Source organism: Sinomonas gamaensis (genome assembly GCF_005876955.1).
In the GTDB taxonomy this organism is placed as follows: Bacteria; Actinomycetota; Actinomycetes; order Actinomycetales; family Micrococcaceae; genus Sinomonas; species Sinomonas gamaensis.
Genome location: NZ_SSCL01000011.1, coordinates 39,662 through 52,823, shown reverse-complemented (window position 1 = coordinate 52,823; position 13,162 = coordinate 39,662). Strand labels below are relative to the sequence as shown.

Annotated in this window: 11 protein-coding genes and 1 tRNA gene; 8 read left to right on the top strand and 4 right to left on the bottom strand. The window is 68.6% G+C overall.

Annotated features, from left to right (window positions below; all coding sequences use genetic code 11):
* Positions 1-15 precede the first annotated feature (15 nt).
* Both E5679_RS14540 and E5679_RS14535 read right to left on the bottom strand, forming a co-directional pair.
* On the bottom strand, positions 16-771 hold the full coding sequence (locus E5679_RS14540; protein ID WP_138417116.1) for a MerR family transcriptional regulator: 756 nt from the start codon (positions 769-771) through the stop codon (positions 16-18).
* 49 nt (positions 772-820) lie between these two features.
* Positions 821-1,381 (bottom strand): TetR/AcrR family transcriptional regulator, encoded by a 561-nt coding sequence (locus E5679_RS14535; RefSeq protein WP_138417114.1) that lies wholly within the window; start codon positions 1,379-1,381, stop codon positions 821-823.
* Between the two features lie 73 nt (positions 1,382-1,454).
* Between E5679_RS14535 and E5679_RS14530 the strand changes: the two genes are divergently transcribed.
* Positions 1,455-2,999, top strand: coding sequence for an MFS transporter (locus E5679_RS14530; protein ID WP_138417112.1), 1,545 nt, complete (start codon positions 1,455-1,457; stop codon positions 2,997-2,999).
* Positions 3,000-3,066: 67 nt separating this feature from the next.
* On the opposite strand, the gene E5679_RS14525 is transcribed toward E5679_RS14530, so the two are convergent.
* Complete coding sequence (locus E5679_RS14525; RefSeq protein WP_138417110.1) at positions 3,067-3,765, bottom strand: dienelactone hydrolase family protein; 699 nt, start codon at positions 3,763-3,765, stop codon at positions 3,067-3,069.
* A 35-nt stretch (positions 3,766-3,800) separates the two neighbouring features.
* Between E5679_RS14525 and E5679_RS14520 the strand changes: the two genes are divergently transcribed.
* On the top strand, positions 3,801-5,336 hold the full coding sequence (locus E5679_RS14520; protein ID WP_138417108.1) for a lipase maturation factor family protein: 1,536 nt from the start codon (positions 3,801-3,803) through the stop codon (positions 5,334-5,336).
* Positions 5,337-5,408: 72 nt separating this feature from the next.
* Here E5679_RS14520 and E5679_RS14515 read toward each other — a convergent pair.
* Positions 5,409-5,491: transfer RNA gene (locus tag E5679_RS14515), tRNA-Leu, on the bottom strand.
* Positions 5,492-5,714: 223 nt separating this feature from the next.
* Between E5679_RS14515 and E5679_RS14510 the strand changes: the two genes are divergently transcribed.
* From E5679_RS14510 to E5679_RS14485, 6 genes are read left to right on the top strand one after another with little or no spacing between them, the layout of a single operon-like run.
* Positions 5,715-6,506 (top strand): FhaA domain-containing protein, encoded by a 792-nt coding sequence (locus tag E5679_RS14510; RefSeq protein WP_138417106.1) that lies wholly within the window; start codon positions 5,715-5,717, stop codon positions 6,504-6,506.
* Entirely contained in the window at positions 6,503-6,976 is a 474-nt protein-coding gene (locus E5679_RS14505) for an FHA domain-containing protein FhaB/FipA (RefSeq protein WP_138417104.1), read from the top strand. Before E5679_RS14510 ends, E5679_RS14505 begins: the two co-directional genes overlap by 4 nt.
* A 2-nt stretch (positions 6,977-6,978) precedes the next feature.
* Complete coding sequence (locus tag E5679_RS14500; protein ID WP_249336154.1) at positions 6,979-8,652, top strand: PP2C family protein-serine/threonine phosphatase; 1,674 nt, start codon at positions 6,979-6,981, stop codon at positions 8,650-8,652.
* Positions 8,649-10,073: an FtsW/RodA/SpoVE family cell cycle protein gene (locus tag E5679_RS14495; protein ID WP_249336153.1), complete on the top strand. Its 1,425-nt coding sequence runs from the start codon at positions 8,649-8,651 to the stop codon at positions 10,071-10,073. Before E5679_RS14500 ends, E5679_RS14495 begins: the two co-directional genes overlap by 4 nt.
* Entirely contained in the window at positions 10,070-11,530 is a 1,461-nt protein-coding gene (locus E5679_RS14490; RefSeq protein WP_138417100.1) for a penicillin-binding transpeptidase domain-containing protein, read from the top strand. Before E5679_RS14495 ends, E5679_RS14490 begins: the two co-directional genes overlap by 4 nt.
* On the top strand, positions 11,527-13,152 hold the full coding sequence (locus tag E5679_RS14485; RefSeq protein ID WP_138417098.1) for a serine/threonine-protein kinase: 1,626 nt from the start codon (positions 11,527-11,529) through the stop codon (positions 13,150-13,152). The genes E5679_RS14490 and E5679_RS14485 overlap by 4 nt, the downstream gene beginning before the upstream one ends.
* The last annotated feature ends 10 nt before the right edge of the window (positions 13,153-13,162 follow it).

Sequence of the window (13,162 nt, the reverse complement as noted above, 5' to 3'; positions counted from 1 at the left end):
CCGTGTGGGCCCGCGCTACAGCTCCCGCGCTGCGTACACCCGCAGTGCATCGCGCACGAATGCCGCACCCTCGGTGCCGCCATAGTTCGCCGCGAAGCGCTCGTCGTCCACGTACAGGTCAGCGAGGCCCAGCACGTACTCCTTCGCCGGCCCTTCGGGGTACCCGGGAGTTCCCGGGATGCTTCGCAGCCAGTCGGCGTGCCGGGCTGCGAGGGTCTGGGCGGTGTCGCTCTCGGGCGACGCCCCGCTGACCGCGGCCGCCCGCCAATCCTCCATGAGCCGGGACAGCCGCTCCTTCCAGTCCCGCTGCCCCTGGGGGCCCAGTCCGCGCCACCAGGCATCGCTGTCGGCATACGCCTTCGCGCCCCATCGGGCCTCGACCTCGTCCTTGAACTGGGTGTGGTCGAATCCGTCGAACATCTCCTCGGCCATGAGCGGCCCATCTCCTTCCAAATGCTGAATCGTGGATTCCACGGCCCGCGCCTGGCGCGCAAGCCGGTCCTGTTCCTGCCGCAGCCACGCGAGGTGCGCGCGCAGCGCTTCGGTCTGGTCCCTGTGGTTCCCGAGGACCTCTGCGACGGCCGGCAGGCTCAGGCCGAGGTCACGGAGGAGGAGGATGCGCTGGAGCCGCACGAGCGACTCCTCGTCGTAGTAGCGGTAGCCGTTGTGGCCGACACGGCTCGGTTCGAGCAGCCCGATGCTGCCGTAATGGCGCAGGGTTCGGCTCGTTGTGCCGGCCAGTCTGGCGACTTCCTGGATGCTCCAGTCCATGCGTTCCCTCCTTGCCCTTTCGAGGGTAGAAGTTGACGCTGCGTCAAGGTCAAGGGGTCGGGAACTGCGGGTTCCGCCCGCTCAAGCGGTCGACGACGGCGAGCAGCTCCGCCATCGACGTGCGGAAGGCTTCCTCCGGCCAGGATCCGGCGAGCGACGAGTAGTGGTACAGGCCCTCGCCCATGAGCATGACGGCGGTGGCGACGGCTGGGTCTGCGATCTCTTGCCGGATGAGCTCGAGCCACGCGGCGTCGATCTCCTCGAGGGCGGCGAGCGCACCCGCATGTCCGGTCTGCGCGAGCCGGACGGCGGCGATGAAGAAGGCGTCCATATCTGTACCCGAGTTGAGGGATGTGCGCACGAAGTACCGTGCGGGCCCCTCGGGGTCCTCGGCCATGCGCGCCCTGTCCTCGGCCGCGCAATCCCGAAGCGCCGCCAAGAGGGCCTCGGCGAGGGCGTCCTTGCTCTTGAAGTGGTACAGGAGGCCGCCCTTGGAGACCCCGGCCCGGGCCGCCACAGCATCCATGGTCGCTGCCCGCTCCCCCTCGGACACGAGGAGATCGCGGTAGGCGGCGAGGATGGCGTCGCGCGCCTTGGGCGGTCTGGGCATAAGGACACTGTACGTGGCGTTGAAACTAAACCGTCCAGACGGTATAGTTATTGGGTCACGACAAGGAGTCCCGATGTTCCAGACCAAGCACACCGCCGAGGCTCGCATCCCGGACCTTGCCCCCGCCGACACCTCGGCCGGCCGCCGCTGGCTCGCTCTCACGGCGCTGATGTTCCCGGTGCTGCTCATCGCCGTCGACAACACCGTCCTCGCGTTCGCCGTCCCCTCGATCTCTCTGGCCCTCCAGCCGAGCGGCACCGAGATCCTCTGGATCGTGGACGTCTACGCCCTCGTCCTGGCCGGACTGCTCGTGCCCATGGGCAGCATCGGCGACCGCATCGGCCGCCGACGGATCCTCCTCATCGGCGCGACGGGCTTCGCGGTCGTCTCGGCCGCGGCGGCGTTCGCGACGTCCGCGGGCCAGCTCATCGCGGCCCGGGCCCTGATCGGCGTCTTCGGCTCGATGATCATGCCGGCCACGCTCTCGCTCATCCGCAACATCTTCGCGGACGCCACCGAGCGCCGCCTCGCGATCGCCATCTGGGCGGCGACCTACTCGGGCGGCGCCGCGCTCGGCCCCCTCGTGGGCGGCGCGCTGCTCGAACACTTCGCCTGGGGCGCGGTGTTCCTGCTCGCCGTGCCCGTGCTCGTACCGCTCCTGGTGCTCGCGCCGCTCCTCGTGCCGGAATCGCGCGATCCCTCGCCGTCGCCCATCGATGCCCCGAGCATCCTCCTGATCATCGCGGCGGCTACCGCTGTGGTGTACGGGATCAAGGAGCTGGCGCACGACGGCGGAGCCCCCGCCATGCTCATTCTCGCCGCCGGGCTGGCCACCGGGTGGGCCTTCGTGCGGCGGCAGCTGCGCCGGCCCCAGCCGATGCTCGATGTCCGCCTATTCCGCGCCCCGGCCTTCAGCGCCGGCCTCGCCGCCAACCTTCTGAGCATCTTCTCGCTCGTGGGATTCACGCTGTTCCTGTCGCAGCACCTGCAGCTCGTCGAGGGCGCATCCCCACTGACCGCCGGGCTGTTCATGCTCCCGGGACTCGCGCTCACGATCGTCACAGGCCTCACGGCGGTCAAACTCGCGGCACGGTTCTCGGCCCCGACCGTCATGGTCACGGGCCTGCTGTTCAACGCTGTGGGCTACGGCCTGGTGCTCGCGTTCGGCAGGGATGGCTCGCTGGTTGCACTGCTGGCAGGCTTCGCGGTGGTCGGCGCGGGAGTAGGCCTCGCGGAAACGCTCTCCAACGACCTCATCCTCGCCAGTGTGCCTGCCCCCAAGGCCGGCGCCGCCTCCGCGATCTCCGAGACGGCGTACGAGCTCGGCGCGGTCCTCGGCACAGCCATCCTGGGCAGCGTCCTCGGAGCCGCGTACCGTCTCAACGTGTCCGTGCCGGCCGAGCTCCCGGCCGACGCCGCGGTGAAGGCCCACGAAACGCTCGGCGGCGCGATGGACGTCGCGCCGCTCCTGCCCGAGCCCGCCGCGTCGGCCCTCCTCGCCTCGGCGCGCCACGCCTTCGATTCGGGTGTCGGCGCCACCGCCGCGATCGCCGCGGCACTCATGGTGACGGCCGCCGTCGTCGTCCGTCGGGCGCTGCGTACGCCCGCCCGCACGTGAATTGTCGGGTTCTCGCGGGTTCCGAGCCCGCTCACCCGCGAAAACCCGACAATTCCGGGAGGTCCTGTCAGCGCACCTTCTCCTTGAGGAACCGCACCGCCCGCTCCCACGCGAGCTTGGCCGCCTGGGGGCGGTAGTTGCCCTGGGGATTGGAGTCGTTGGCGAACGCGTGCCCGGCGTCGTAGAAGAAGAACTCGACCTCGGCCCCGGACTCCCGGCGGATCTGTTCCTCCTGCTTCCGCGCCTCGGCGGCGGGGTACCCGCGGTCATGCTCCCCGTAATGGCCCTGGACGGCGGCGCGGACGCCGGAGAAGTCGTTCGGCACGCCCTGGCCCACGCCATAGAACGGCACGGCCGCGCTGATCCGCTCCCCCTGCTGGGCAGCAAGCTGCAGCACGAAGCCGCCGCCCATGCAGAAGCCGATCGCGCCCACGGTCGAGCTCGTGACCTCAGGGAGGGAGAGGAGATAGTCGACGGCGCCGGCCAGCAGGCGGGCTGCCTCCTCCTCGGGAAGGGTCTTCATGATGCGGGCGGCCTCGGCGCCGTCGTGAGCCACGCGGCCGCCGTAGAGGTCCGGCGCGAGGGCCACGAAGCCTTCGGCGGCAAGTCGGTCGGCGACGTCCCGGATGTGGTCCACGAGCCCCCACCACTCCTGGATGACGATCACGCCTGGCCCCGACCCGGACGGCGGAAGCGCGAGGTAGCCGTGGGCCTCCCGGCCGCCGGACGGGAACGTGACGTTCTGGAAAGGCCTCTGCTCATTCATGGCACCACGCTAGCGGGCCGTCGTAGCGTTGACCCATGGACTGGCTGCTCTGGTTCAGCGCACCGGACTACGAGCTCGCACGGATCGTTCTGCAGCGGGGCGTGGCCGCCCTGTTCTTCGTCGCCTTCCTCTCGAGCCTCAACCAGTTCCCAGCCCTCCTCGGCGAGCATGGGCTCCTCCCCGTCCCCGACTTCCTCAATGCGTTCCACCGGCTCAACCGACCCACGCTCTTCCGCTGGGGCTATTCCGACCGACGGCTCCGCTGGGTGTGCGGTGTCGGTCTCGCTGTTTCCGTGCTGCTGATCCTCGGAATCCCCCAGCTCGGGCCGCCCTGGATTCCGCTCATCGCGTTCCTCGTGCTGTGGGCCCTGTACATGTCGATCGTGAATGTAGGCCAGACGTTCTACGGCTTCGGGTGGGAGATGCTCCTGCTCGAGGCGGGCTTCACGGTCGCGTTCCTCGGCTCCGACCAGAGCCCGCCGCCGACAGCGGTGCTCATCGTCACCGCGTGGCTCATGTTCCGCCTCGAGTTCGGCGCCGGGATGATCAAGATCCGTGGTGGCCGTGAATGGCGAGACCTCACTGCGCTGTACTACCACCACGAGACGCAGCCGATGCCTGGCCCCCTCAGCCGAAGGTTCCATCTTCTGCCGAAGCCGCTCCATCGCGTAGAGGTGGTCGGCAACCATTTCGCGCAGCTCGTGGTGCCGTTCTTCCTCTTCGCCCCGCAGCCGCTCGCGACGACCGCCGCGGCGATCATGATCGTGACGCAGCTCTGGCTTGTGCTGTCCGGGAATTTCGCGTGGCTCAACTGGTCCGCGATTGTGCTCGCGTTCTCCGGGGTGAGCGACAGGGTGGTTCACGCCGTGCTCCCGTTCATGCCGCTGCGCTATTCCCCCGCTTCGTGGGCGGAGGCGGGGGCCGAGCCCGACGGCGTGTGGTCAGGAGGCCTCTTCGGGGGCGGCTGGGGCGAGCCCACTGGCTATCCCGGCGACGTGGGCTCCTGGGCCTGGGCCGTCGTCGCCCTCGCCGCGGCCCTGTTCCTCGCGGTACTCGGCTATTGGCCGGCGAAGAACCTCTTCTCACGCCGCCAGCTCATGAATGCGGCCTTCAACCGCTGGATGCTCGGCAACACCTATGGGGCCTTCGGCAGCGTGACCAAACGGCGGGTCGAGATCGTGGTGGAGGGCACGCTCGACGACGTTCCTTCCGACGAGGCGGATTGGCGCGAGTACCGCTTCAAGGGCAAGCCCGGCGAGCCCGAGCGCATCCCTCGCCAGTGGGCGCCGTACCACCTGCGCCTCGACTGGCTCATGTGGTTCCTCCCGCTGCGCACGGTGCACGAGGAATGGTTCTACGCGTTCCTGTTCAAGCTGCTGGAGGCGGATCGGGCGACTTTGAAGCTCCTGCGCGCCGACCCCTTCGGCGGCGAACCGCCTCGATGGATCCGGGTCCGGAACGCGCTGTACCAGTTCTCCACGGCGGAGCAGTTCCGCGAGACGGGCAACCGCTGGATGATCACGCCGCTTCGCATGCTCATCCGCCCCATCGAGCTGAGGGACGTGGCCTAGAAACAACGACTGCTCCATAACTGTCGTTCTGCACCCTCAGAACGACAGTTATGGAGCAGTCGATAAAAGATGTGCGCGAGGCGGGATTTGAACCCGCACGCCCTTTCGGACACTGGCACCTGAAGCCAGCGCGTCTGCCGTTCCGCCACTCGCGCTCACCCTCCGCGGGACGGGCCGGAACGGCGCGATCCTGCGAAAGCAGCGAGCTCAAGCATAGCCGAGCGCCCGTCGGATGCGAAATCGACACGGAGGTCCCTCGGCAGCGCCGGATCAGTTCCGAAGCGGAGTTTCCAGACCGGGCCAGTAGTATCGGAAGGAGCATCGCACGAATGTGCCGCGCACCCCCGCCGGATGGCTAGCCGAGAGAGGAGGACGGCCATGGGACTGCTCGACCGCCTCGAGCTCGGTATCGAGAAGGCCGTACATGGCGTCTTCTCGAGGGGCAATGCCCAGGTTCAGCCCGTCGAGATCGCCAGCCGCCTGCGCCGAGTCATGGACGATCAGGCCATTGCCATTTCGCAGGGCCGCACTCTGGCGCCCAACGTTTTCGAGGCCCGCCTGGGCGATGACGATTTCGCCCGCGTCCAGCAGTGGGGTCAGGCCCTCGCGGAGGAGCTGTGCGACGTCGCCGTCAAGCACGCCCGCTCCCAGGGCTACACGCTTCAGGGACCAGTCCGCTTTTCCTTCAAGCACGACGGCGGGCTCAAGGCCGGGGTCTTCGAGGTCACCGCGCGCTCGGAGAAGTCGCAGGCTCCGGCTCCTGCCCAGCCGAGCGTCCCCCGCCGCCCCATGCCGCCGGCCCCGCCCCGCGTGCCCTCCGCACCGAACCGGTTCCCCGGCGGCGCACAGCTTCAGCAGCCGGTCCGCACGCATCCGGTCCTCGAGATCGACGGCCAGCGGTACTCGATCAACGCAGACTCAATCGTCCTCGGCCGGTCCTCGGAGGCCGACATCGTGGTGGACGACACGGGCGTTTCACGTCGGCACCTGGAGATCCGGCGGAATCAGGGCCACGTGTACGCCGTGGACCTCGGCTCGACCAATGGCAGCTACGTCAACGGCGAACGCGTGAACGGCTCCGCCGAACTCCTCGACGGCTCCACGATCTCCATGGGACGCACCCGTATTGTGTTCCGCATGCTGCCGGCACCTCTGGGAGGACCTGCGTGAACGAACTGACGCTCACCGTCCTCCGCCTGGGCTTCCTGGTGCTCATGTGGGTGCTCGTCTTCAGCATCGTCGCCGCCATGCGCCGCGACCTCGCCGTGGGGCGCCGCAACAAGACCGGAGCACCCTCGGCGCGCGAGGTCCGCAAGAACCCGGCCCTCGCCGAGCCGCCGCCGCGCCAGCACGCGAACCAGCTCGTGGTCGTCGAGGGTCCCCTTGCGGGAACGACCATGCCTCTCGGCGAGAGCCCCGTGCTTCTGGGCCGTGCGCAGGAGGCCACGCTGGTCCTCGAAGACGACTACGCGTCCGGCCGCCACGCGCGCCTCTTCCCGCAGGGGAGCCGCTGGTTCATCGAGGACCTCGGCTCCACCAACGGCACCTACCTCGCTGACCGCCAGCTCACCCGCGCGCAGCCCGTGGAGCTCAACGTGCCGATCCGGATCGGCAAGACCGTGATCGAGCTGAGGCCCTGATCTTGCCGGACACCCAGCTGATCCTCCGGTACGCAGCCCGGTCCGATGTGGGCCGACTGCGCTCCAAGAACGACGACTCGGCCTACGCCGGCCGTCATCTCGCCGTCGTGGCGGACGGCATGGGCGGGCACGCCGGCGGGGATGTTGCCAGCGCGTCGACGGTCCTGGACCTCGTGCATCTGGACCATGGCGGCTATGGCGACACCGGCGAGGCAGGGACGGTGCTCGCCGACGAGATCCAGACCGCGAACTCTCTGCTCTCGGAGCTCGTGGCCACGAATCCCAAGCTCGCGGGGATGGGCACCACCGTCACGGCGATCCTCCTCAACGGCTCGAAGCTCGCCTTCGCGCACATTGGAGATTCGCGCGCCTATCGCCTCCGAGGCACCAGGTTCGAGCAGATGAGCGTGGACCACACGTTCGTGCAGCGGCTCATCAACGAGGGGCGCCTGCGCCCCGAGGAGGCGGAGACCCACCCGCACAAGAACGTGCTCATGCGCGTCCTCGGCGATGTGGACGCGAGCCCGGAACTCGATCTGACGTCCTTCGACGTGGAAGAGGGCGAGCGGTGGCTGCTCTGCTCGGACGGCCTCAACTACGTTCCCCACGCTATTGTCGAGCAGACGGTCCGGGACGTCGAAGACCCGGGCGAGTGCGCGGACCGGCTCATCAGCCTCACCCTTGCCGCTGGCGCACCGGACAACGTCACCGTCATCGTGGCCGACGTGATCGCCGCTGACGCCGCCGTCGACGAGGAGCCCCCCGCCGCTCCCGCGGCCGCTGCGACTGTCACCGCTTCCGCCGCCGCGCGCACTCCCGTCACGTCGGCAGCCCGTGCGGAGTCGCCCACCGCCAAGGCGGAGCCCGAGGACGAGACGAACGACGACGGCGCCTCCGCCGAGGCGGAGCCCGCGCCTTCCGCTGGGGCCGACGACGGACCCGAAGCCTCTGAGGCCGGGGGGCGCCGCGAAGTTCCCACCGACCCGAACCTCGGCGCCCATCTTTCCGCCGAGGTGCTCCGCCGCGAGCTCGACAGCCGGCCCCATGAGCTTGTCGGCGCTGCCGCGGCCGCCGCCGAGAGCGGTTCCCTGCCGTCCGTCGCGAGCCGAACGGCCGCGCGCCGCGCCGCTGCACTCCTGACGCATCGCGCCTCGGACGAAGTCGAGGTCGAGGAGGCAGAGGTCGAGCAGGACACAGGCCGTCAGCGACTGCGCCGCTGGATCAAGATCGCGGTCGCCCTCGTCATTGCCCTCGTGGTTGTCCTCGGGCTGTGGTTCGGCTACGCCTGGACCCAGACGCGCTACTACGTCGGCGCGTTCGAGAACCGAGTCGCGATCTTCAACGGCGTTTCCCAGACCCTCGGGCCGATTTCCCTCTCCAAGGTGCACGCCACCACGGAGATCACCCTCAGCTCGCTGCCCGACTTCCAGCAGCAGAGACTGCGCGCCGGCATCGCGGCGAACAGCCTGTCGGAGGCAGAGGATATTGTGGCTGCGATCCGAAGCAACCCCGAAAGCTGCCTCAGCTCACCGTCGTCGTCCGCCTCTGCCTCGGCCAGGCCCTCAGGCTCTGCATCGCCGAGCGCCGTTCCCCCGCCATCGGCATCGGCAAGCGCATCGGGGCGGCCCTCGGCAAGCCCATCGCCCACCAATCCGTGCCTGGGAGGACAACAGTGAGCGCAGTCGAGGCCGTGCGCCCACGGCGCAACATCGAACTCGTCCTGCTGATCCTGGCTCTCCTGGTCGGGTGCGGGGCAAACGCCATGACGGCCATCAACGAAGGTGCCGCGCTCAGCAACGACTTCTGGATGGAGTCGGGCATCCTGGCCGCAGCATCCCTCGCGCTGCATATCTCTTTGCGCTTCCGGGCGAAGTATGCCGATCCGGTCATCCTTCCGATCGTCGTGACGCTCAATGGGCTCGGGCTCGCGATGATCCACCGGCTGGACACACCGGACACCGACTACGGGAACGCCCAGGCTCGCTGGACCGTCATCGGGATGGCTCTTGCCGCCGTCGTCATCTGGGTTCTCAAGGACCACAGGACGCTCCGGCGGTTCACCTACATCTCGCTCATTCTGAGCGCCGTCCTTCTGGTGCTCCCGCTCGTCCCGGGAGTCACGGCGGGCGACATCAACGGTGCGCAGGTCTGGATCAAATTCGGCTCGGCCACGTTCCAGCCGGGCGAGGTCGCCAAGATCACGATCGGCATCTTCTTCGCGGGCTACCTCTCGACGAACCGGGACCTCATCCTGCTCGCCGGCCGCAGGATCGGGAAGCTGCAACTGCCGCGCTTCCGGGATCTGGGCCCCATGATCATCGCCTGGCTCGCAAGCATCGGGATCCTGATCTTCCAGCACGACCTCGGCATGTCGATCCTCTTCTTCGGGATCTTCATCTCGATGATCTACGTCGCCACGAGCCGCGCGAGCTGGGCCCTCCTCGGCATCCTGCTCATGTTCGGCGGGGCCATGGCCGCGAGCATCATCTTCCCGCACATCCGCCTCCGCATCGATGGCTGGCTCAACGCGTTCGATCCAGATGTCTTCGGCCGCCAGTTCGGCGGCAGCTATCAGATCGTCCAAGGCCTGTTCGGGATGGCCAACGGCGGGATCATTGGGACCGGCCTGGGCCAGGGACGCCCGGACCTCGTGCCGTTCGCGCATTCGGACATGATCATCGCTGCATTCGGCGAGGAACTCGGCCTCGTGGGGCTGTTCGCCATCGTCATGCTGTACGCGCTCCTCGTGACGCGTGGCATGCGTGCCGCGATCGGCGCCCGGGACGCCTTCGGGAAGCTCCTTGCGTGCGGCCTGTCCGCGGGAATCGGCCTCCAGTGCTTCGTCGTCATCGGCGGCGTCACCCGGCTCATCCCCCTGACGGGCCTCACGACGCCGTTCCTCGCGGCCGGCGGCTCATCGCTCCTCGCAAACTGGATCATCATCGCGCTCATGCTCGTGATCTCGAACGCGGCGCGGCGCCCGCTCGACACCACTCCCCTGCAGCCTGAGGAGGCCCCCAACCCGGCAACGACGTCCTCGCTGCGAAAGCAGACGGCAGCGGAGACGACCCTGACCCAGGCGGTGAAGAAGCAGTGAACCAGGCCATCAGGCATGCGTGGGTGGCCATCGCCGCCATGTTCGCCCTCATCTTGGGCTCGATCAGCTACGTCCAGGTGATCGGTGCCGACGAGCTCGCGTCCAACCAGTGGAACAACCGGGCGATCCTCCAGACCTTCTGCCAGGACCGCGGCACGATCGTGGTGGCGGGCCAGCCGATCGTCCAATCGGTGGCGAGCGGCTCTGAGAGCTGCAAATACCAGCGGCAGTACCTGAAGCCGGACCTCTACGCCGGGCTCACGGGCTACTACTCCAACATCTTCGGCTCAACCGGGCTCGAGAAGAGCATGAACGCAACGCTGACCGGAACCTCGGATCAGCTCCTCCTCGACCGGATCAAGCAGCTGTTCCTCGGCCAGCAGCCGCAGGGCGCCTCGGTGGAGCTCACCATCGATCCGGCGATCCAGCAACTCGCCTACAGCCTCATCCCGGACGGCATGCGCGGCTCGATCGTGGTCACGAACCCGAAGACGGGGGCCATCATCGCGATGGTCTCGAAGCCCAGCTACGACCCCAACCAGATCGCCACGCACGATCAGGCTGCCGCCCAGGCTGCGATGACCAAGCTCCAGGGCGTGCCGGGCATCAACCTGAACCAGAGCGTGAGCGGGCCAACGGGCGCGCTCCTGGCTCCCGGTTCCGTGTTCAAGCTCGTGGACACGACCGCCGCTCTCGCCTCCGGCAAGTACAACAAGGACAGCGTCCTGCCCAACCCCGCCCAGATGCCGCTTCCGGGCAGCAGCGCGACGCTGCCGAACTACGCGGGAGGCAACTGCTACACGCAGAACGAGGCGAGCTTCGCCTTTGCGCTCGAGCAGTCCTGCAACACGCCGTTCGCGTCGATCGCGCTTGACCTCGGGCAGGACGCCATCGGCAAGCAGGCCGCGGCGTACGGCTTCGGGCAGGACGCGGGCAACCTCCTGCACCTCGACTACCAGTCGGGCGTCTGGCCCACCAACCTCGACCAGGCGCAACTCGCCCAGGCATCGATCGGGCAGTTCAACACGAAGGCCTCGCCCCTGCAGATCGCGCTCATGACGGACGCGATCGCGAACGGCGGCGTGCAGATGAAGCCCTCGCTCATCAAGACCGTGCGGGCCCCGGATCTGCGGATCATCGACGAGCCCAAGCCCGAGGTGCTCCGCACGTCCACCACCCCGGCGATCGCCGGCCAGATCACCGACTGGATGACGCAGGTGGTCTCGAATGGAATCGCGAAGGGCGCCGCCGTTCCCGGCGTGCAGGTGGCCGGCAAGACCGGAACGGCCGAGCTCGGGACGAGCGGCCTGAACAATTCGTGGTTCACCGGATTCGCACCCGCGGACAACCCGCAGGTGCAGGTGACCGTGGTGATGGAAGGCGTCGACGTCCTGACAGGCGCCAAACTGACCAGTCCGAGCGCGAGCAAGATCTTTGAGGCGGTGTTGAAGAAGTGAGACCCACGTCGGGCATCACCTTGGGCGGCAGGTACCACCTGGACAGCCGTATCGCCATCGGCGGCATGGGCGAGGTGTGGAACGCGCGCGATGAGGTGCTGGGGCGGAACGTCGCCATCAAGATCCTCAAGGAGGAGTACGCGGGCGATCCCGGCTTCCTCGAACGCTTCCGCAACGAGGCACGCCACACCGCCCTGCTCAACCACAACGGCATCGCGAACGTCTTCGACTACGGCGAGGACAGCGGGTCGGCATACCTCGTCATGGAGCTCGTCCCCGGCGAGCCGCTCAGCTCCATCCTCGAGCGGGAGAAGGTCCTCTCCCCCGACCGGACGCTCAACATCATGGCGCAGACCGCGCGCGCCCTCGCCGTCGCGCACGCTCGGGGCCTCGTCCACCGCGACGTGAAGCCGGGCAACCTGCTCATCACGCCGGACAACCGCGTCAAGGTCACCGACTTCGGCATTGCGCGCCTCGCGGACCAGGTGCCGCTCACCCAGACGGGCCAGGTCATGGGAACGGCTCAATACCTCGCGCCCGAGCAGGCCACGGGCCAGCAGGCCACGGGCTCGAGCGACATCTACTCGCTAGGCGTGATCGGCTACGAGTGCCTCACGGGGCACCGTCCCTTCTCGGGGGAGAGCCAGATCGCGATCGCGCTCGCCCAGGTGAACGACGCCCCGCCGCCCCTTCCCGAGCAGATCCCCGCCCCCGTGCGGGCCCTGCTCATGTCGATGCTCTCGAAGGACCCCCGCAATCGTCCGGCGAACGCCATCAAGTTCGCCGAGGCGGCCGAGGCGATCCGTCGCGGCGACATCCGCGCAGCCCATGCGGCCGTGCCTGCCATGCTCCTCCACGACGACTCCACCGAGGCGATCACCCAGCCGGTGAGACGGCAGGACACGGCGCCGACCGCCGTCGTCGGCGGTGCTGCGGCCGGGGGTGCGCTGGGTGCCGCGGCAGCGGGCGCTCAGGCCGCGCACGCTGCGTCGCCGGCCACCGCCGCGCTTCCCGTGATGTCCGCGGCCGACGACGACGTCAGCGCCGTCGAAGGCGATCACCCGGGCGGGGACTCGCCATGGTACGCGCCAGTCAACGAAGAGGACGAAGTCAGCCCCGTCCCGCCCCGCAACCGCAAGAAGCGCAATGCGCTCACGTGGCCGCTCGTGGCGCTCGTGCTGCTCCTGCTCTTCGTGCTCCTCGGAGTCTGGCTGAGCAACTCCGGCCTGTTCTCGCCGGCTCCGCTGCCCACGGCATCGTCCGCGCCCCCCAGCCCCACGGCGACCCAGTCGAGCGCGACGCCGACGCCCACCCCCACTCCCACGCCCACCACCCGGACGGTCAACGTCGTGGCCGGGGACTACGTGGGGCAGAACTACGCACTGGTTCAGCAGCAGCTCGAGGCCCTGGGCCTTCAGGTTCAGCTCGCCCCCGTCCAGCAGTCGCAGGGTTTCCAGGGCGCCGTCCTGACCGTGAGCCCGACCGGCCGCGTTCCCGTCGGAACGACCATCACCGTCACCTACGCGGTGGTTCCGCAGCCCACTCCCACGCCCACGCCAACCCGCACTCAGCCCGCGACACCCTCAACAGGACCGACCTCCACACCTTCGGCCACCAAGTAGGGCCACACTG

Excerpts from the sequence above, each read along its gene's own strand:
- E5679_RS14540 (WP_138417116.1), bottom strand. The coding sequence starts at position 771 with ATGGACTGGAGCATCCAGGAAGTCGCCAGACTGGCCGGCACAACGAGC.
- E5679_RS14535 (WP_138417114.1), bottom strand. The coding sequence starts at position 1,381 with ATGCCCAGACCGCCCAAGGCGCGCGACGCCATCCTCGCCGCCTACCGC.
- E5679_RS14530 (WP_138417112.1), top strand. The coding sequence starts at position 1,455 with ATGTTCCAGACCAAGCACACCGCCGAGGCTCGCATCCCGGACCTTGCC.
- E5679_RS14525 (WP_138417110.1), bottom strand. The coding sequence starts at position 3,765 with ATGAATGAGCAGAGGCCTTTCCAGAACGTCACGTTCCCGTCCGGCGGC.
- E5679_RS14520 (WP_138417108.1), top strand. The coding sequence starts at position 3,801 with ATGGACTGGCTGCTCTGGTTCAGCGCACCGGACTACGAGCTCGCACGG.
- E5679_RS14510 (WP_138417106.1), top strand. The coding sequence starts at position 5,715 with ATGGGACTGCTCGACCGCCTCGAGCTCGGTATCGAGAAGGCCGTACAT.